Consider the following 20,479-nt stretch of genomic DNA (forward strand, 5'->3'; position numbering starts at 1 on the left):
AAAATAAGGAAAAAAAGCAAGGATAAACTACATAACTACATCAATTATTTAATGATTTGTGCCTGAATTGCCATATAAAGATCTAAAACCCGTACCGGCTGTGACAATCCTAAAACAATTTGATGAATTTTTTGCCAATTCAAATCCTTATCACGTTTGAGCATTAAATAAGGATAAGCGATTTCCTGATTGGACAATGCCAGGCGACGTTCTCCATGAATCACCCGAATTTTCTGATGTTCCTGTAGCAATAAAATTGGAGTAGAAAAATCAGCGGGCGCTTCCTCAAAATTGATAAATTTCTTTTGATGAATACACCGAGCCGGAATATAGGCATAGCTTTCCTCAGGCATCCAGACCGTTTCGGCTTGTTGCAGATATATTTCACTGAAAAGATCTATCTGATCAAGACAGGCACCTAAAGCTGCCCATGATATGGATTTTATCTCTATACAACGCCGTCCACGTTGCGTGCCCCAGTGCTGGATACAGAAATTGGCCTGCAAGAGGCTCGGTGCGCCTAAGAGCATCAGATATTTCAGACCTTGCCCTTGCTGATCGGTCTGCATGGAGATATAAACAGGACGTGCCTGCCAGTGCTCTTCCTCGGCATAATATAGCGCTATTTCCAGATCGGCCGGTTGGGAGACAGTCGGTTGTAATTCTAGGGCACAGAGACGCCGTATAGTCGCTCCAGCATGTTCTAAGGGATGCAGCAGGGCAGAGAATTTACCTAGCTGTATAGATTCAGGAAAATTAATATTTTCATCTATTATCAAAATAGAGGATGAACTATCCGTGTTGTCTATTTCTATAGACAGCTCAGCTGTTTTAGCTTCTTCTGTTTCGCTAGTTGCTCTGTCTAAATCAGGTTTAATTGTTTTAGACAATTGAGGTGCAGTGATCTTGGTCTGGATCTGCGAACTGCCCTGATGATAACGCGCGATTTCTAGGGTAAGCGTATTGAATTCGGCATCCTGAACAGATAAAGCCGGAATATCCAGTTGGGGATCGAGAGGAAAATATGCGTCTTGTTGCTGTTGCTGCAAAAGCCAGTGATGGCAATTTGCTAATTCATCCCATTCACTATGTAAAAAATCAGTTTGCTCTACAGGACCCAGCCAGATTTGCCAGCCTTGTTGTGGCTGATGCAAAAAGGCCCAGCCTGTTTCTGAATGTGCAGTGAGTGCCTGTTGCAGCTGGACAGGATTCTTAAAATAACCGCGATAACAGTGATGAAACTCGGTGCTCGCCGCAAACTGATGTGCTGCCAGCTCAGGCTGGACACGGGATTTAAAACTTAAAATCTGATTTTTAAAAACAGGTTCATCACAGAGATGAAAAATATCCTGGAGCCGTTTTTTGGTTCGGGCGGCTTCATATAAACTGAGGGATTTATGTTCTAGTTGCTGCCCCAATTCATTTAATTCTTTAATTAACTTTGCTTTTTCTAAAGCATTCATTTTAGCTCTCTAGATATATTTGAGTGCTTTATCCAGTGACTTGGCCATGATCATATTGACCGCAAGTTCTACCAATTTATATTCGGTAGAGTTGGGATCTGGATAACGCTCAGCCATTTCAATCAAAAAATCCACAGAAATTGCCTGCGGAGAAATTTTTCCCTGTATTAATGCTTGAAGCTGGTTCATAACAAGAAAGTCTGAAATCCATAAAAGATCAGGTTCTGATTATAAGCATCTGATCGACAAAATACTTGATTATTTTGAGTATTTTTTAAGCGAATTTGGTAGTTGTTTTTGAATAAAAAGTGAACGAAATCAAAATAAAATAAAAAATAATGAGATTCTTAATACTCGCTAAACAGAAGAACAAGTTAGATTTTTGGAGCCCTGAAATAAAAACAGACTGAATAATTCAGCCTGCTGGGAGATTTCGCTTAAAGACTTAAGCCGCTTTTTCAGTTTCTGCAGTTGCAGTATCTGTAGCTACAGTTTTAACTGGAGCTTTGCTCACAGGGAAATCTGGAAGATAAACCACTTGAGCCATTTGTGCTGAAGCTTGTAGAGAAAAAGCCATCACAGTTGCTGCGCATAAAAATTTAACAGTTTTCATAACATGACCTTTTAATATCTGGATGTTCAAGAGCTTGAACAAGGAAAAAATTAGTCTTAAATCACGTGAAAAATAATATCAAATGGCAATTAATAAAAAATGATCAAATCGGCAAGAAAAGCAACTAAATTTAGATAAAATACTCTATAAAACAATATATTAGAATATTTGCTCTAGATGGTTTTGGATTGTTTTTTATACATTTTTTAGATGTTTTAGAAGCTTTTAAGCAAACATTTATTTGTTGATTATTTAAAACTAGAGATCCAGATTTAAATTTTTTTTAAAGCAGTAAGGGCAGATCAGTATTTGTTCATTCCCTGTAAGTTTTTGCTATTACTTGTTTGCTAGGAGCTGTAGAGAAATTTAAATCGACTAAGATGAATGCTTCTATCTTCACAGAGTGAGTGTTGAATCATGGCAATTGCAAAAGTGGTAGAAGTCAATTCAAGCAGTAGTAAAAGCTTTGAGGATGCAATTCAAAGTGGCATCGCAAAAGTCACAGAGACGATCAAAAATGTTCAAGGTGCCTGGATCAATGAACAGAAAGTCGTGATTAATGACAATAAAATTACCGAATATCGTGTCAATCTAAAGATCAGTTTTCTGGTTGAATAATTCACATCATTCATAAAAAAATCCCCATCTTAAATGGGGATTTTTTGATTTAGTTTTTACTCAGGCTTTGCCGGAACATCACAAGCATCTGTAGAACACTGATCAGCTGCTGGCTGTTGTTGTGGTTCCTCTAAAGCTTTTTCAAGAACTTGCAAGAAAACTTCCTTCGGCTGAGCACCCGCCAAAGCAATGCGTTGATCAAATACAAAGAACGGAACACCGGTAACTTTGAGCTGGTCATGCGCTACTTCCTGGTCAAACTTAACAAAATCCGCAAATTCATCCGAGTCGAGTAAATCATCTACTTCAACCGGGTTCAGGCCAATACGCGCCGCGACATCTTCCAACGTTTCACGTTCACCAATTGGCAGGCCTTGCGTCATATAGCTGTAGAAAAAAGCTTCCTGAGCTTCATTGCCCAAGCCTTTGCTTTGTGCCAGGTGAATGATGCGATGCGCATTCAAGGTATTGCCAGAGTTGGCACCTTCCCAGTTAAATTCAATGCCTTCCTGTTTGGCCATGGCTGCGATATTGCGCTGCATGTCTTCAACTTCTGCCACTGAACGGCCATATTTTTGTGCCAAACGCTCAGAGTTGGAAACTTCCTGACGGACTGGCGCTTCAGGATCTAGCTGAAAACTATGCCAATGGACTTCAAGTTCAATTCCGCTTTCCTTTGCAGCAGCTTCCAGCCGTTTTTTACCAATATAGCAAAAAGGGCAGACCACATCTGACCAAATATCTACGCGCATGTCATGTCTCTAATCTTTGTCTTGTTAGAAGTATGAGGGTGAAGAACTGGAATTTAAAGCCCTGCATCCAGACTAAGTGCAGTTTAATCATTCAAAATATTTAGGAAGTTAAGCTGATTAGATTTTTATAGATGGATTTGTCCTCGTTTATTTATTATTTTTCCCATAAAAAACGCCCCGTAGGGCGTTTTCTGAAGCGGTCAATTAAGCAGTTTTGACTGCAGCTTCTACTGCAAGCATATGACCATTTTCTTCAAAGTTAGAATGCCAAGACAATGCTTCACGAAGCAAGTGAGGGGTATGGCCACCTTTCGCACATGCACGGTCGAAGTAGTCATTTAATGCATCACGGTACATTGGGTGGGCACAGTTGTCGATGATCGCACGAGCACGCTCACGCGGAGCCAAACCACGAAGATCTGCAAGACCTTGTTCAGTCACAAGGATATCAACATCGTGTTCTGCATGGTCGATATGTGAAGCAAACGGCACTACAGAAGAGATGTCGCCACCTTTCGCGATTGATTTAGTCACGAAGATCGCCAAGTGGGCATTACGCGCGAAGTCACCTGAACCACCAATACCGTTCATCATTTTGGTACCACATACGTGAGTTGAGTTCACGTTACCGTAAATATCAAACTCAAGTGCAGTGTTGATGCCGATAATACCTAAACGGCGTACCAGTTCAGGATGGTTTGAAATTTCCTGTGGACGTAATACAAGTTTGTCTTTGTAGTGCTCAAGGTTGTTAAATACTTTTTCGCCATATTTAGCAGAAAGTGTAATAGAAGAACCTGAAGCAAACTTCATTTTACCGGCATCGATCAATTCAAAGGTACAGTCTTGTAGTACTTCTGAGTACATGATCAAGTCTTCGAAGTTTGAATCTTTCAGACCCGTCAATACGGCGTTTGCAATGGAACCGATCCCTGCTTGAAGAGGGCCAAGGTTTTTCGGTAAACGCTCTTCAGCTACTTCTTTTTCAAAGAAAGCGATCAAGTGGTTAGCAATTGATTGAGTCTCATCATCTGGTGCAGTTACAGTTGATGGAGAGTCATGCAATTCATTGTTGAATACGATACCCACGATTTTTGAAGGATCAATATTGATTGCATGTGTACCGATACGCTCATCCACTTGAGTCAATGGAATTGCTTGACGTGTTGGACGGTAAGTCGGGATGTAGATGTCGTGCAAGCCTTCAAATGCAGGACTTAAATTCGTGTTGATTTCAACAATCACTTTCTCAGCAAAAATTGCAAAACTTGCAGAGTTACCTACAGAAGTTGTTGGAATGATGCCGCCATCTTCAGTGATCGCAACCGCTTCAATTACCGCCACATCAGGTTTTTTCAACTGCTGGTTACGCATCTGTTCAACGGTTTCAGACAAATGCTGATCGATGAACATCACTTCACCTTTGTTGATCGCTTTACGTAAAGTGCTATCTACCTGGAATGGTAAACGACGTGCCAATACGCCTGCTTCAGTGAGTTGCTTGTCCAAATCGTTACCGAGTGATGCACCTGTGATCAACGTGATTTTCAGTGGATTTGCTTTTGCGCGTTGTACCAAAGCTAAAGGAACCGCCTTCGCTTCACCAGCGCGAGTAAAGCCACTCATACCCACAGTCATACCATCTTCGATGAATTCAGCAGCTTGTTCAGGGCTGATGACTTTGTTGTGTAGGGAGGCTAAACGGATACGATCTAAAGACATTTCAACTCTCATAAATTCTTAAATAATGATACGGATTGTACCGATCAAAAAATGTATTTTGCATAGGTGTTAGGCTAAGGTCTAATTTTTTAGCTAAATGTAGGTATAATGAAAAATGATGTTTTTTAAATGATTGAATTATTAAAAATTAAAATGAATTATATAGAAATACTAAAAAGTCGTTTGTTGCTTTTATGATCACTTACTAGAAGTGATCAGTGAGCGTTTGACGAATTTTATCTAAGGTGGTTGGGGCAGCGGGTGCCTCGGAATCTGCTGTTTTCAGGGGTAAGGCGATAATGGCTTCCAGACCGCCTTCAGGCCGATTCTGGATATGCAGCTCACCTGAGTGAATATCTACAATACGTTTGACAATGGCCAGACCCAGACCACTACCTTGTACGGTACGCGCAGAATTTCCACGAACAAAAGGTTGCATCAGCGCTTCAATCTGGTCTTCCGGAATCCCTTCACCATGATCGGCCACACTGATCATCAGTTTATGGTTCTGCACATAGGCAGCCAGCTCGATCGGTTCGGCACCATAGCGTTTCGAGTTGTTGATCAGATTACCAATCAGACGTTTCAGCGACATGCTGCGTACCTCAACCAGGGGTATCTCTTGAGGTGTAAAGCGAATATCGAGTGGCTTAAACTGCTTGACCAGTTCCTGCAACAGCACATTAACATTGGTTTCTTGCAGTTCTTCATCGGAGCCATCCCGCATATAGGAAATGAACTGGTTCAGAATGGCATCCATATCCTCCACGTCATAAATCAGACCTTCCTTGAGGAAGTCTTCATCCGGCATCATTTCTGCGCTCAGACGGATACGGGTCAACGGCGTACGAAGGTCATGTGAAATCCCCGCGAGCATGATTCGACGATCACGCTCGGTTTGATCCAAGGTATAAATCATCTGGTTAAAGGCATGATTCACCTGACGGATTTCCAGCGGACCATGATTGGTATCCAGATAAGGGGCGGAACCATTTTTACTATAGCTGTTTGCTGCATTCTGTAGGCGGCGTAAAGGACGGTTCAGCTGACGCACCAGGGTCAGAATAATAATGCCGGCAATGAGTGGTGTACCAAGCAGCCAGCCTAGAATCAGTTCAGGGCTATAGTTGGCATAGGTTTTAAGAGGTTCACGTACCCAGTTGCCATTCATTTCAGGGGTTTGAATCCAGATGCGTGGACTTGGCTTGAACTGGAAATAAACGGTTGCCTGTTCGATTCTTAATTCTTTGGCCAGTTTGGTTTCAATCTGGTTAGTAAAGAATTCAGCAATAACCTTGTCTTTTACATTGGGGTATTCAGCCGGATTGGTGACATATTCGATTCCGATCCGGTTTTTGAGCCAGGTATCAATATCGACTTCCTGTTCTTTATGATAAAGACGCAGGTCCGGATTGTTGAGAATTTCTAGCTCCATGGCCAGATAACGCGCGTGTTGCTGAATTTCAGGTAAATAAAGTGTGCGCCAGAAAAACCAGATTGACATGAACAGGCTGAAACAGACCACAAAGACCACCAGTACAGTGGTTCGCATCGCTGCAGAGCGCGGCTTGATTTTGTCCAGAAAGCGTTCCCAAGGGGTACGTTTTTTTTCTGAGTAGCTGACAAAATCGGTAAATTTTTGTGGGTCGATGGGGTCGAGTTTCACTGAGCAATCCTGTGCTATGACTTCAGCAAATTATTATGAGTTGATTAAAAGGCCTTATCACACCGGAGTCAAACCATCTGTAATTTAGATATAGGTTGAAACCTTCGGTTCGACCTACTTTTGTTTCGGCAAAAGTAGGCAAAACCATTTTCATTCGCAAAACTCGTCAAATTGCGGCAAGTAATCAATTTATCGCAGAAACATTAGAGATGAATACCTCCTGCCTCAAACAGTTGCGAATGAATTTGTCACGTAATTAAAAACTAAATTGATAGACGGACGAATATTTTACTTTCTTCTAATAAGAAAATTATTCAGCACCATCTGGAACAAACACATAACCGACACCCCAAACGGTTTGAATATAACGCGCACGGGCAGGGTTTTCTTCAATCAAACGACGTAAGCGTGATACCTGAACGTCAATTGAACGTTCCATCGCACCCCATTCACGACCACGCGCCAGATTCATCAGCTTGTCACGAGTTAAAGGTTCACGTGGATGTTGGACTAAGGCTTTCAATACGGCGAATTCACCGGTAGTTAAGGTGACGACCTGTCCTTCACGAGTCAGGGTACGTGTCGACAGATCCAGTGACCATGGGCCAAAGGATACCACTTCCATTTGCTGGCTAGGAGCGCCTGGAACTTCACGGACTTGACGACGCAAAACTGCACGAATACGTGCCAGCAATTCATTTGGATTAAATGGTTTAGGCAGGTAATCATCTGCACCGGCTTCCAGACCTGCAATACGATCTGAATCGCTACCACGTGCGGTGAGCATAATGATTGGAATATCAATATTCGATTGGCGTAGGCGACGACAGATGCTGAGGCCATCTTCTACAGGCAACATAAAATCGAGCACAATCAGAGAAAACAGTTCCCGCTGTAATAATCGATCCATCTGGGTGGCATCGTGCGCAGTTTTAACGACGAAGCCTTTATCTTCAAGGAAACGTTGTAACAGGGTACGCAGACGCACATCATCATCGACAACCAGGATGCGCTCGACCCGGTCGGTTTCGGTATGTACAGCATCGGGTTTTTCAGCAGGTACCACTAAACTCATGAGGTGCTCCTTTATTCTTTATTGTCGTCATAAACAAAAAATGAAATATGCTTTGAGTATACGATTCATTACTATTAATTGACTATGCTCTAAAGCATCAAATATTGCAGTTAAAATCAAGACATAGATACCAAATATATACATCTATATGCGAAAAAAATCGTCCCGGAACAAGAATAAAATGCAAAGTTCATGCAAACTTTAGTGGAAAAACTGGAAAACGATCGTATACGGTTATCTGAAGCTTATATAAATTAATAAAAACAATGGTGGATTTTATAGACCTGGTCTTTATAATCATGCCATTTAGTACTTATCCTTGTGGGATCAAACACGATGACTGACTTAGTTCAGCAGTTGGCAAAAGAACTTGCCGTACGTCCAAATCAAGTAGAAGCTGCCATCAAACTGATTGATGAGGGTGCCAGCGTTCCTTTCATTGCACGTTACCGTAAAGAAGTAACGCAGGGCTTAGACGATACGCAACTACGCCAGCTCGATACACGTTTATCGTATTTGCGTGATTTGTATGAACGCCGTGAAAAGGTGATCGAATCACTAAAAGAACAAAATAAATTATCTGATGATTTATTGGCACGGGTGAATGCGGCAGAAACTAAAAATGCCCTAGAAGAAATTTACGCACCATACCGTCCAAAACGTACCAGCAAATCGTTTAAAGCTAAAGAAGCCGGTTTAGGTCCGATTGCAGAAAAAATCTTTACTGAAGCCGTGGATCCAGCAGAAGCTTTAGCAGGTTTTAGCCATGAAGATTATCCAGATCTGGAAAGCCAGCTCGATGCAATCCAGCACATCCTGATTGATGACTGGGCACAGAATATTGCGTTGACCACTGAGCTTAAAGCAATGTTTGCTAAAACTGCCGTGCTGAAAAGTCTGGTCGCTAGCGAAGAGAAAAAAGAAGTTGGTAAAAAATTCCGTGATTACTTCGATTTCTCTGAAAATCTGAACAAGGTACCTTCGCATCGCTTATTGGCAATGCTACGTGGCCGTCAGGAAAATGTACTGGGCCTTAAAGTAGATGGCGAAGATGATGCACCATTGGCACGTATTGAAACTGAATACAACCTGGATACCATTCAGCCGCAATCTCGTCAGGATTTCTTAAAGCAAACTGCGAAACTGTTCTGGCTTGGTAAAGTTCGTCCAACGATCGAACATTCATTATTGACTGAAAAACGTCTGGCTGCTGAAGCTGAAGCAATGCAGGTCTTTGCTGAAAACCTGCGTCATTTACTGCTTTCTGCGCCTGCAGGTGCCCGTACAACTCTGGGTGTAGACCCTGGTATCCGTACTGGTGTGAAACTGGCAGTGGTGAATGAATCAGGTGATGTACTGACACATAGCACCATTTACCCATTTGCACCGAAAGATGATAAAGAAGGTTCACTGACTGAATTGGCGCGTCTTTGCCGCGAATTCAATGTTGACCTGATTGCAATCGGTAATGGTACGGCCAGCCGTGAAACTGAAGCATTGGTTGCTGAAATGATGGCTGCAAATAGCGACCTGAAATTGACCCGTGTTTCTGTTTCAGAAGCGGGAGCTTCTGTTTACTCAGCATCTGAACTGGCTTCTCAGGAATTGCCTGAATTGGATGTATCGATCCGTGGTGCAGTATCAATTGCACGCCGTCTGCAAGATCCATTAGCAGAACTGGTGAAAATCGATCCTAAGTCCATTGGTGTAGGTCAGTACCAGCATGATGTAAACCAGACCGGTCTGGCAAAAACTCTTGAAGCAGTCGTTGAAGACTGTGTGAACTCGGTCGGTGTGGATGTGAATACTGCATCTGCTGCGATTTTGGGTTATATCGCAGGTCTGAACAAATCAATCGCGCAGCAAATCGTGGACTTCCGTAAGGAAAATGGCCGTTTTGACAACCGTCAGGACCTGAAAAAAGTGCCACGTCTAGGTGAACGTACTTTTGAACAGGCAGCGGGTTTCTTGCGTATCCAGCAAGGTTCAGAACCATTAGATGCGTCTGCAGTTCACCCTGAATCTTATCCACTGGTATCTAAAATTGTTGAAGCAAAAGCAACGACTGTTAAAGACATCATTGGTAATACTGAAATCATTCGTCAGGTCAATGCTGAAGAGTTTGTGGATGATAAATTCGGGCTGCCAACCGTTCAGGACGTTTTGGCTGAACTGGAAAAACCTGGCCGTGACCCGCGTCCAGAATTCCGTACCGCAAAATTCCGTGATGATATTACTGAAGTGGCTCAATTGACTGAAGGCATGCAGCTGGAAGGCGTAGTCACCAATGTGACTAACTTCGGTGCTTTCGTGGATGTTGGTGTACATCAGGATGGTTTGGTACATATTTCTGAATTAGCCAATGAATTTGTGGCTGATCCGCATAAAGTGGTAAAACCAGGTCAAATCGTACAAGTTCGTGTACTGAACGTTGATGTGGAACGTAACCGTGTCAATCTGTCGATGCGTCCTGAAGGCTCTGAAGCACCAGTGAAAGCACCACGTCAACCACGTCGTGACAATGAGCAACGTGGTGAGCGCAAGCCACAAGGCAAACGTCCACAGCATGCACGTCCACAAGGTGACCGCCCGCATGGCAAGAAACCTCAAGCGGCTAAACCACAAGAAAATAAAATTGGTGGTTTAGGAGCACTATTACTTCAAGCCGGGATTAAAGGTTCGAAATAAACAGATGAGTTTGTTTGAATAGTAATCTAAAATAAAAAGAGCCGTAAGGCTCTTTTTATACTATGGGGGAAATTTGTGAATAAAAAGCTTAATGTCATAGTTAGTTTTTTTCGTTATAGAACAGAAATAAGAAACTTATTAGAACAAAACTTTGAAGAAATACAAAAAATAGATTTTGAAAATTTCTTATTAGATATTGATAAATTATTAACTGATATTAAAAATGAAAAGCAGTCTATTAAAAAAGAACTTAAAGAACACAAAAATGATGAGTTTTATAAAAATATAGACTTTTTATATAATGAAGAAGAAATTGGTAATAAAATTTTAAAAAAAGAAAATCACTTGAAATTCTGTGGATTGCAAGAAAAATATTTTAAAAATATTAGGAGTATTATTCTATTATATAGAATAATGGAAATTAAACTTAAGAATGAAATTAACGAAGAAAAATTTTTTAATATAATTAATAAAATTGATTTTAGGAGTGGGATTTACTTTTATAATTTAGGGTATTACTTATATTTGAAAAATTTTTACTCAAAAGAGTTTAATGATAAAAATTTTATTAGAAAGGTTCTTTCTGATTTTTTAAATGATAAGGTTTTAAATATTTCAACACATTTTAGTGATGATTATTTCAAGGTTTATTATTTCCCTGATAGATTTTACGAACAGAACTTTACTTCTATTTTATTAAATTATAATGAAAATTTAAATAATAAGGTTAAGGTTAGAGAAGATTTAGATTTTGTATTATTTTTAAAAAATATTGCTAATATAAAAATGTTGGATTTACAAAATCATGTTATTGAAATGCTGACTAATCTTTTAGTAGATTTTGATAGTGAGTATGAAAGAAAGGTTGCTCACTATACTAATTTTACTGTTGCTCAATTATTAGGAACAAATAGAACTAAATTTAGATTAAATTCAACAGATTTTATGAATGATCCCTCTGAGGGAAATATTTTATTTGAATACTTACATCTCAATAAAATTGAATATGACTCACATAATAAAACTTTTTTAAGTTGTTTTACGTTTAATCATAATAGCTTAAATCAATTTAGATTATATGGGTTACAGGATAATAAACCTTGTACTGGTGTAAGCTTAGTTTATAACTCAAATTTTTTCTTTAATACGGATACTATGATTGTTGATTCTATTAAGGATAATAACTTAGATTCTGTAAATAAAGAAGATTTTAAAAATGGCCTTAAAATTCCTCTATTTAGATGTGTATATTTGGATTCTTTTACAGGCTATTTCGAGGTTGCTAAGAGAAATAAGTTTACTTTTTTTCAGGAAATTCAAGACAAGTCTTTAAGTGTTAAAAGCTGGGAAGACTACATGAAAAAAATGATGGGAATTGAAGAAAAAGTAAACAATTCAATGAACTATATATTAATTGCATTAAATTATATAAAAGGTGAAAGCCATAACTTAAAAGTGGATGATTTAAAATCAGCTAATAAAATTATTTCACCTATAAGTTTTCTATTTAAACATTTTGCTTTTCAAGAAGAGCAAGAATGTAGAATGGTTGTTATAGATAAAATTGAAAGTGATCATGTAATTTTAGATGAAAATGACAAAACCAAATCTTATATTGAATATAGTCAGCCGACTAATAGAGATATAAAGAATATTTATATTGGGCTTGCATCTTCATATAAAATGTCTGACTTATTGAAAAAAATGAAAGAATCTGGAGTAAAAAAATTACCTAAAACAATTATCTCTGAAAATCCATATCGTATTTAGGAAAAACCCAATCGGGAGGTTTTTTATTTTGGATTAACTATTAATAATCGGAACAATCCAGCTGGTAATAATCAATAAAATACCCAGATGTCCCAGTTTACGTGTCACATAAACCAGTTTAGACGGTGGTTGTTCCAGCTGTTTGGCATACTCTTCCATGGTGATGCCTTGTTTGCCTTTACTGGTATATAAAAACACACCCAAATCCAGACAGATCAGAATGGTGCCAATATCTGCCACCAGTTCCATCAGCTCAAATTGCTGGGTATACAGCGACATGCTAACGCTATAAATTAGATAAAGTCCAAAGGCTATACATGCATATTGCAGGATCACTAAAAATTTCTGCATAAATCTCAACAGTTCAAAAAATTAAGGCAATTATACAAACAATTCGGACAGGCTGTGCCCATTACAGGCTTTGCATCACATCGGCAAAATTCTGCTTCTCGACCAGTTCCAGAAATTCATCTCCCAGGCGCTGACTTTCAGCAATACATTGCTTCCAGAGCTGAATCCGCTGAGCTTGATCCAAACCTTTCAAAGTGAAGTCTTTACGATCCGGTAAACGACCCAAAGGCAAACTTTGCAAATATTCCTGAGAGGGTGAAATTAGCAAAGTTCGTGCCTGATTTTCCGGGCGTGCCGTGCGTTTAAACAGTTTATCGAACCAGCCGGGAGTAATGCTATCAGTAAAATGCGGATACAGCACGATGCCTTTGCTCTGAAACGGCAGGTCAATATGATAGTCAATCAGACCGCCATCGCGATAATAACCTTGCGGTGCATCCGGAATATTATTGACTGCTGCCATCACGCCTGGAATAGAGGCAGAAGCCATCAGCCAGGACAAAACACTTTGCTCAGTCAAGGCGTGATAATGTGTAGTAAATCCATCATCGGCAATTTTAAACTGTTCTCCGGTATTCGGCTGGCTGATCACACGTTGCATAAAATGGCGACTATGTTTGCGCGCTACAGCGGTAGTTCCCACAATGCCAGCTACAGAGGCGAGTAGGGGGAGCGCCTTGTCACTTTGGAAAATGTGCTGGGCTTTAATCGACAATACCGTTAGATGATAATCTGGATGATTCACCAGATCGGTTTCTTTGCCTTGTACCAGATCCAGCAGCATGCCACGACAAACGTCACTGACCTCCTTACGGGTCATTTTCTTGTGAAAGTACAGATGGGTATACAAGTCGGCAAGACGTTCAGTGCCTGCTTTGGCTCCCCACGCCGCGACACTGGCAAAACGCCAGCTACCAATGGATGAACCGACTAAGGTTCTACGCTGAGGAGCACGTGGGAAAAACTCGCCAAAAATGGCCTGGTCCAGTCCCTGAATCCCAATGCCTTTGGGGCCACCTGCAGCACCCGGCACAATATCGACCTGTTCGGGTTGCAAACCTTCTTTCAGAATCAGCTCACGAGCCTGATGCCCAGCGCGGATTTTCAGAGCAGGCGCATGTTTTTGTAAAATCTGCATAAAGGTTCAACCCATATTTGACCAATGAGGACATATTTTAAGCATCTGGTCACAAAGCCCAATGGCAAGATATACCCTAAGGTGACTTTGCAGTCATAGGGAAGGAGAAAAATAAAAAAACCTGAACAATGTCAGGTCTTTTAAGAAGGTTATTTCAGTTATTTTGCAATCCGCCAGACTGCGAGTACGCTTGCCAGTACGATCAAAATCACTGACACAAACCATGGTGAAATGATCGCAATTGAAAGCAGGATAGCCATGATGCTGCCAAAAATCCAGCTACGCTTTTGCTGATGTTCCATTTGCAGGCGCATGCTTTGCAATTCATTAAGCTGCTTGGCATGCCAGGCGGACTGGTTTTTCAGACCGTTCAGGCTGTCGATCATCAGGGTCGGTAGGTCCTGCGCGCCCAAAAGCAGATCCGGGATTTTTTGTCCGAGTTCCTTGATATTCTTTTGCGGATTCATCTGGGCTTTGACCCAATCGGTGAGGATGGGTTTCGCCAGACTCCAGATATCCAGTTCAGGATACAAGTCTGTTCCCAGACCTTCTACATGAACCAGCGTTTTCAGTAACAACATCAGTTGTGGCGGGATTTCCAGATGGAAACGACGGGCGATGTCCATGACCTGAATCAGAATCCCGGCAAAATCCAGTTCATGCATCGGCTTGGAGACCATTGGACCCACGGTACGACGCATTTCGCGTGCTAGCGCGTCCTGATCGGTACCCGGTGGAATCCAGCCGGCCTGATGCACAATCTGAATCAGCTGCATGAAGTCGCTGTTCATGACCGCCAACAGCATACGTGCTACGGTCATCTGGTCATGCTTAGACAGCTCTCCCATAATCGCGCAGTCCAGCGCAATAAAGCGCGGATTGGCCGGATTGATAGTTTCGACAAAGACATTGCCTGGATGCATGTCCGCATGGAAGAAGTTGTCGCGGAAGACCTGAGTAAAGAAGATAGTTAAACCTTTACGTGCCAGATCAGCACGGTCCATACCCAGTTCATCAAAGGTGGCAATATCTGAAATCGGAACACCGGTAATCCGTTCTGCTACTAGCACGTCCTTACTGTCCATATAAACTTCAGGCACATACATCATGCTGGAGCCAGTGAAGTAATGACGCATACGGCGGGTATTGTCCGCTTCCAGCGTCAGGTCCAGCTCATTCAGAATGATCTGGCGATAGTCCTGAATAATTTCAGACAAGTGTAGGGCACGCGCTGCTTCCAGACGTTTTTCCAGAAAATCGCCCAGCCAGCTAAGAATTTCAAAATCCTGCAAGATCTGCTGGCGAATATTCGGACGGGTCACTTTGACCACCACTTCACGGCCATCATGCAGGGCTGCAGTATGCACCTGTGCAATCGAGGCGGCTGCCAGTGGCTGAACATCAAATCGAGCGAACAGGGTATTTACATCCGCTTTTAATGATTCTTGAATACGCATCTTGGCGACATCATTATCAAAGGGCTTAACCTGATCCTGTAATAGAACCAGTTGTTGCAGCACTTCAGGCGGAATCAGGTCACGACGGGTCGAAAGTAACTGACCCAGCTTGATCGCTAGCGGTCCCATTTCTTCCAGTGCCAGTTTCAGCTTAAGTGAATTCTTGCGCTCACGGCTGGACCAGGCTGCCGGATGCATACGGATCAAAGACAAAATGTGCCGGGCTTTTTCAGGAAGTTCTTCCGCAGGAAACAACGTGTCGAGTCTATAGTGCGCGGCGATGCGCCAAAGTTCGAGTAAACGTGAAACATGCGGAATCATAAAGCGGTGTACCTAGTATTGAGAAGGAATATGAGGTGTAGCAGGAGTAAATGGCTGATCAGTAGAATCGTCAGATTCAATCTGTGCCTGAAGCTGACGGATTTTGGCTTCGACGCGATCCAAATTCTGGTTCAGGATACGGGTATCCTGATTCAGGTCATCCATTTGCCAGCGCGGGGCAAAGAGACCACTATCTTCTTTTAGGGCATCTTCAGCGAAAAATAATTGGCTTTGCAAAGTGCGTTTTAAATGCTTCGGAGCCAGCTGCAACTTGCCAATTTCATGTGCCAGAGCAGGGCCAATCCAAGGACTTAAATGCGCCGCCAGATCAGGTTCCGCTTGCTGCATGATGCGCTGGATTTCTTGCAGAAGTTTATAGTCACCTTGCAATGGAATATTACCGACTTCATCAGCAAGCAGCAGCTTAAGCAGCTCTACGACATTATTCACCTGTAGCGTCGCCGTTGCTTCAGGAATTTGAGCACTATTGGCTTCATAAGGGCGCTGTTCAAAAATCGAAGATTCTTCAGTATGGCCGGTTGGCGTTGGTTCCAGACGAACCTTGCCCTCATCAAAGAAGACATTGACGGACAGTTGCGGCGAAGCAATGACCACCCGCAGCATTTTGCCAGCCAAAGTATTGAGCTGAATGCGGGTAATCGCATCCAGATCAATCATATGATGAATCAGGCGTTCAACAGCACCGAGGGCGAGAAGTGACCACATATCGGGTACGACCCTTAAAGCTTGAAGCCACGGTGAACGGCAACGATACCGCCGGTCAGATTGTGGTAATCACAGTTCTGGAAACCAGCATTTTCCATCATGCCTTTTAAAGTACGCTGGTCTGGATGCATACGGATTGATTCAGCCAGGTATTTATAACTTTCTGAATCATTCGCCACGATTTTACCCATGATTGGTAAAGCGGTGAATGAATACAGGTCATACAGTTTTGAGAATGGCTCGAAGACTGGTTTAGAGAATTCCAGAATCAGTAAACGGCCGCCTGGCTTAAGTACGCGATACATGGCTGCCAGTGCTGCATCTTTATCGGTGACGTTACGCAGACCAAAAGAAATCGTTACCAGATCAAAGCTGTTATCGGCAAATGGTTCTAATGTTTCCGCATTCGCCAGAACGAAATCAACATTGGTACAGCCGGCATCAATCAGACGATCACGGCCAACATTCAGCATGGATTCGTTAATATCAGACAGTACTACATGACCGGTAGGGCCCACTTCACGGCTAAATACTTTGGCTAGGTCGCCTGTACCGCCTGCAATATCCAGCACATGCTGGCCACGGCGCACGCCTGACATATTAATCGCAAAACGTTTCCACAGACGGTGAATGCCGAATGACATCAGGTCATTCATGATGTCGTATTTGCTGGCCACCGAATGGAATACTTCAGCCACTTTCTGGGCTTTTTCGTCACTGCTCACAGTCTTGTAGCCGAAGTGCGTGGTTGGACCGACGTTACCGGTATTGGCACCGCGTGGCAGGTTATATTTAGGGACAGTTCCAGTCACAGGCGTATCGGTCAGGCGTTGTTCTAGAGATTGTTGCTGACCTTGTGGAGCGCCTTGCGGAAGCGGAGTGGTTAAGAATGGGCTCACTTTGTCTGTCTGTTGTGCCGACTCGGGTGTAGGGGTAGGCGTTTGATTTTCATTCGACATTGGAGTCACTCCTAACATATCAATCGGGTTAATCTTGCATTGCCTGCATAATGACAGATTCTTGGATGTTATTCAGCAATCATGATGCAATTGTTATGAATAATATACAGAAAAATAGGAATATGGGCGGAAATCTTCACTGCCAGTGATCGAATAATTCATATGATTTATCATTGGCGATGGCCTGCCCTAAAGACCTGAAAATATCAGGATCAGGCAGGACCGCAAGCCTTCCTCATCATGGATGGGAAAGGAATCTACTATTGGAATGGCACTGGATCGCCTGAATGCACCTTATCAATAATGCCGCGTTCAATCGCAGTAAAGTCATGTACGAATTTTTCTGCCGATTTTAACGGTTTCATGGCCTGGAAACCGTCCTGCATAAACTCATACATCACCTGAAAATGATATTTATTGGCTGCGCCTTTACACATCTTGAAGGCGGTATAAACCACAAAGGAACGCATATATTTATCCAGGCTGACACCCAGCTGATCCAGCAATGCCAGCTGTTTCAAGCGCGCCTCACCCTGATCCAGTTTCAGATAGGTCACACGCATCATTTCATCGGTCAATGGTGCATTGGCAGGATAATCCTCTAAAAGCTGGATTGCGACCTGTTCATCCAGCTGTACCGCCAGAATCGCCAGTTCGACACCTGAGGTTCCGGTTTTCAGGGCATTTTCCGGAATCATTTTTTCTGCCTTGTGCGCATATTTCATCAGTCGGGCAATCTGTTCGGCCAGTGCGTCAAAGTCTGGGCCGCCATAGAGCCGATTCAGGAAATATTCGGCCATCAGCTGGTTATTTTTTTCAGAAAAATGCTGATGATGGCTACGCTGCATCCGTGCCTTTTGCCATGCCTGCACATCCTGTAAACGGCTTAAAATTTCAGGCTGAGTGTGATACTTCAGCTGATAATACTGTTCTAAGAGTTCATCTAATCGGGCAAGTTTGGACATGTATTTTCAAATATGATTTTTCGATCTCAGAATCTTAGAGGGTGTGGCGCAATCTCGCTATGACAAATTGATCAATGATTCCTTATTTGAATGTCAATTTGCTGTTTAAACAGACAATCTAATCGTGTGAAAAACGTTGCTAACGCTATTTTTGCGTTCAGACTCCTCGCTATACTGCCCACAAGAATAAAAGATGAGGGATCTCCATGCGTACAGAAGAACAAAGTTTCCAGTTAATGGATGAAGACCAGTTATCCCTTGCGCTGATCAATGCCCAGTATGATCTGAGAAAAACCCAGGGACAGAAAAATGGCAAAAGCCTGATTGTTCTGGTCAATGGAATCGAGCTGGCAGGTAAGGGCGAAGCAGTCAAACAGTTACGTGAATGGGTAGATCCTCGTTATTTGCAGGTGAAGGCCGATCAGCCGCAAGTATTAGGAGAAAAACAGACCTTCTGGCAACCCTATACACGGTTTATTCCTGCCCAAGGCCAGATCATGGTCTTGTTTGGTAACTGGTACAGCGATCTGCTCAGAACCACCATGCAGACTGGTGCCATTGATGATGCCCAGTTTGATGCCTATCTGGAAGATATGCGTGTCTTTGAGCAGGATCTAAAAAATAACTATGTTGATGTGGTCAAGGTCTGGTTCGACTTACCTTGGAAAACGCTACAAAAACGCCTGGATCAGATGGATCCGAGTGAAATGCAATGGCACAAACTGCATGGGCTGGACTGGCGCGACAAAAAAAAGTACGACACCGTGCAACGTTTGCGAGAGCGGTTTACTAAAGACGAAGACTGGCTGATCATTGACGGGGAAGATGAAAAACAGCGTGACCAGCAGTTTGCACAGTATATTTTGCAGGCGCTAAAACATTGTCCCAATCATCCGGTTCGGGCCAAAGGACGATGGAAACAGGCCAAAATTCCAGAATTATTGCAGCATCCTTCGCAAGAACTTGCCAAGACAGAGGACTATAAGGCGGAACTGAAAAAACTGTCTCTTCAGGTGGCCAAGGCGCTGCGCTCAGACCCACGCAATGTGATTTTGCTGTTTGAAGGGATGGATGCAGCAGGCAAGGGCGGAGCAATCAAGCGGATTGTGAAAAAGCTGGATCCACGTGAATATGAAATCCAGACCATCGGGGCGCCGGAAAAATATGAACTGAATCGTCCTTATTTATGGCGTTTCTGGAACAAGCTGCAAACTGATGATGATATCTGTATTTTTGACCGCTCCTGGTATGGTCGGGTGCTGGTAGAACGGGTAGAAGGCTTTGCCAGCCCGGCAGAATGGCAGCGGGCCTATGATGAAATTAACCGATTTGAACAGAGCCTGATTAACCATCAAACCGTAATTATTAAATTCTGGCTGGCGATTTCCCAGGAAGAGCAGGCGGCCCGTTTCAAGGCGCGTGAAGATACCCCACATAAGCGCTTTAAAATCACCGATGAGGACTGGCGTAACCGGGAACGTTGGGATGATTATTTAAAAGCGGCCGCCGACATGTTTGAACGTACGTCGACAGAACAGGCACCATGGCACATTATCGCCACTGATGATAAAAACACCGCTCGGGTCGAAACTTTAAAAACAATTTTAAAGCAGCTTCAGGCAGATTAATCTGCCTGAGTTTTGAAAAGTTTGGGGATAAAAAATGGGGCGGGAAATTTATTTGCCTTGAGCAATCTGTTTTTGCTGAATATTTTTTGCTGTGCGATAGCAATCTTCCACATGCGCTTCAGCAATTTTCTTCATGACAAAATAACCGAGGCTCGCGGCTACCAGTTGACCACCCAGCGGAATGAATTTTGTGACTTGCTTTGTGATCACTTTCGCTGCAACATTGTTCAAAGATTTTTTGACTGCTGTACGTGCTACCACCAGACCGGAAAACTCGATTCCGCGTTTACGCAGTTCATTCCAGTGCACCTGTTTGGTTGCAGGATCAAACACACTGATCTGTTCAGGGGCTAGACCAAAGCGGGCATTGATCTCCGGAATCAGTTGCGACAGAATGCCGACATCAATGACCACGTCCAGAAATGGCACCGGAATCACAGCTGCTCCGGCAGAATAATAGGCACGTTTTTTGGTTAGCTCTAAGCACTCGTTGCGAATTCTGTCTAAATCTAAACTTGGATCGATACGATCTGGAATTTTGTCTAATTTCATGGGCATTACCTAAAG

Annotated in this window: 18 protein-coding genes; 4 read left to right on the forward strand and 14 right to left on the reverse strand. The window is 42.6% G+C overall.

Going from position 1 to position 20,479, the window contains the following annotated elements:
• Window positions 1-44 precede the first annotated feature (44 nt).
• From O4M77_RS01235 to O4M77_RS01245, 3 genes are all read right to left on the reverse strand, one after another.
• Complete coding sequence (locus O4M77_RS01235; protein ID WP_323713701.1) at window positions 45-1,463, reverse strand: hypothetical protein; 1,419 nt, start codon at window positions 1,461-1,463, stop codon at window positions 45-47.
• Window positions 1,464-1,472: 9 nt separating this feature from the next.
• Window positions 1,473-1,652, reverse strand: coding sequence for a hypothetical protein (locus O4M77_RS01240; protein WP_004781696.1), 180 nt, complete (start codon window positions 1,650-1,652; stop codon window positions 1,473-1,475).
• A gap of 256 nt (window positions 1,653-1,908) precedes the next feature.
• On the reverse strand, window positions 1,909-2,076 hold the full coding sequence (locus O4M77_RS01245) for a hypothetical protein (RefSeq protein WP_166134776.1): 168 nt from the start codon (window positions 2,074-2,076) through the stop codon (window positions 1,909-1,911).
• A gap of 417 nt (window positions 2,077-2,493) precedes the next feature.
• Here O4M77_RS01245 and O4M77_RS01250 point away from each other — a divergent pair, with 417 nt between their 5' ends.
• Window positions 2,494-2,694 (forward strand): dodecin family protein, encoded by a 201-nt coding sequence (locus O4M77_RS01250; RefSeq protein WP_179991974.1) that lies wholly within the window; start codon window positions 2,494-2,496, stop codon window positions 2,692-2,694.
• Between the two features lie 56 nt (window positions 2,695-2,750).
• On the opposite strand, the gene O4M77_RS01255 is transcribed toward O4M77_RS01250, so the two are convergent.
• The 4 genes from O4M77_RS01255 to ompR all read right to left on the reverse strand — a co-directional run bounded on the left by O4M77_RS01255 (window position 2,751) and on the right by ompR (window position 7,909).
• Window positions 2,751-3,446, reverse strand: coding sequence for a DsbA family oxidoreductase (locus tag O4M77_RS01255; protein ID WP_179991975.1), 696 nt, complete (start codon window positions 3,444-3,446; stop codon window positions 2,751-2,753).
• A gap of 204 nt (window positions 3,447-3,650) precedes the next feature.
• The gene (locus O4M77_RS01260) at window positions 3,651-5,168 is read right to left on the reverse strand and encodes an acetyl-CoA hydrolase/transferase family protein (RefSeq protein WP_159123434.1); all 1,518 of its coding nucleotides are present in this window, start codon (window positions 5,166-5,168) and stop codon (window positions 3,651-3,653) included.
• 205 nt (window positions 5,169-5,373) lie between these two features.
• Window positions 5,374-6,834 (reverse strand): ATP-binding protein, encoded by a 1,461-nt coding sequence (locus tag O4M77_RS01265; RefSeq protein WP_323713702.1) that lies wholly within the window; start codon window positions 6,832-6,834, stop codon window positions 5,374-5,376.
• A gap of 310 nt (window positions 6,835-7,144) precedes the next feature.
• Window positions 7,145-7,909 carry a two-component system response regulator OmpR gene (ompR, locus tag O4M77_RS01270; RefSeq protein ID WP_004781707.1) on the reverse strand — a complete coding sequence of 255 codons (765 nt, stop codon included), beginning with the start codon at window positions 7,907-7,909 and terminating at the stop codon, window positions 7,145-7,147.
• Window positions 7,910-8,245: 336 nt separating this feature from the next.
• On the opposite strand from ompR, the gene O4M77_RS01275 reads away from it, so the two are divergent.
• Together O4M77_RS01275 and O4M77_RS01280 are read left to right on the forward strand one after the other, a co-directional pair.
• Window positions 8,246-10,597, forward strand: coding sequence for a Tex family protein (locus O4M77_RS01275; protein ID WP_180034175.1), 2,352 nt, complete (start codon window positions 8,246-8,248; stop codon window positions 10,595-10,597).
• A gap of 75 nt (window positions 10,598-10,672) precedes the next feature.
• Window positions 10,673-12,367: a hypothetical protein gene (locus O4M77_RS01280; protein WP_323713703.1), complete on the forward strand. Its 1,695-nt coding sequence runs from the start codon at window positions 10,673-10,675 to the stop codon at window positions 12,365-12,367.
• Window positions 12,368-12,400: 33 nt separating this feature from the next.
• Here the strand turns inward: O4M77_RS01280 and O4M77_RS01285 are convergent, their stop codons facing one another.
• The 6 genes from O4M77_RS01285 to O4M77_RS01310 all read right to left on the reverse strand — a co-directional run bounded on the left by O4M77_RS01285 (window position 12,401) and on the right by O4M77_RS01310 (window position 18,284).
• Complete coding sequence (locus tag O4M77_RS01285; protein ID WP_004781714.1) at window positions 12,401-12,718, reverse strand: hypothetical protein; 318 nt, start codon at window positions 12,716-12,718, stop codon at window positions 12,401-12,403.
• Between the two features lie 61 nt (window positions 12,719-12,779).
• Entirely contained in the window at window positions 12,780-13,856 is a 1,077-nt protein-coding gene (locus tag O4M77_RS01290; protein ID WP_166134788.1) for a patatin-like phospholipase family protein, read from the reverse strand.
• Window positions 13,857-14,014: 158 nt separating this feature from the next.
• Entirely contained in the window at window positions 14,015-15,634 is a 1,620-nt protein-coding gene (locus O4M77_RS01295; RefSeq protein WP_166134791.1) for an ABC1 kinase family protein, read from the reverse strand.
• Between the two features lie 12 nt (window positions 15,635-15,646).
• Window positions 15,647-16,360 (reverse strand): hypothetical protein, encoded by a 714-nt coding sequence (locus tag O4M77_RS01300; RefSeq protein WP_323713704.1) that lies wholly within the window; start codon window positions 16,358-16,360, stop codon window positions 15,647-15,649.
• 14 nt (window positions 16,361-16,374) lie between these two features.
• Window positions 16,375-17,319 (reverse strand): bifunctional demethylmenaquinone methyltransferase/2-methoxy-6-polyprenyl-1,4-benzoquinol methylase UbiE, encoded by a 945-nt coding sequence (gene ubiE, locus O4M77_RS01305; protein WP_005232491.1) that lies wholly within the window; start codon window positions 17,317-17,319, stop codon window positions 16,375-16,377.
• A gap of 260 nt (window positions 17,320-17,579) precedes the next feature.
• Window positions 17,580-18,284 (reverse strand): FFLEELY motif protein, encoded by a 705-nt coding sequence (locus tag O4M77_RS01310; protein ID WP_180052877.1) that lies wholly within the window; start codon window positions 18,282-18,284, stop codon window positions 17,580-17,582.
• 206 nt (window positions 18,285-18,490) lie between these two features.
• Between O4M77_RS01310 and O4M77_RS01315 the strand changes: the two genes are divergently transcribed.
• A complete protein-coding gene (locus O4M77_RS01315) occupies window positions 18,491-19,912 on the forward strand; it encodes a phosphate--AMP phosphotransferase (RefSeq protein ID WP_323713705.1) in 1,422 nt (473 codons plus the stop codon).
• A 48-nt stretch (window positions 19,913-19,960) separates the two neighbouring features.
• On the opposite strand, the gene O4M77_RS01320 is transcribed toward O4M77_RS01315, so the two are convergent.
• Window positions 19,961-20,464, reverse strand: a complete 504-nt coding sequence (locus O4M77_RS01320; protein WP_159123426.1) for a hypothetical protein — start codon at window positions 20,462-20,464, stop codon at window positions 19,961-19,963.
• Window positions 20,465-20,479: the final 15 nt, after the last annotated feature.

Source organism: Acinetobacter sp. YWS30-1 (assembly GCF_033558715.1).
Lineage (GTDB): Bacteria > Pseudomonadota > Gammaproteobacteria > Pseudomonadales > Moraxellaceae > Acinetobacter.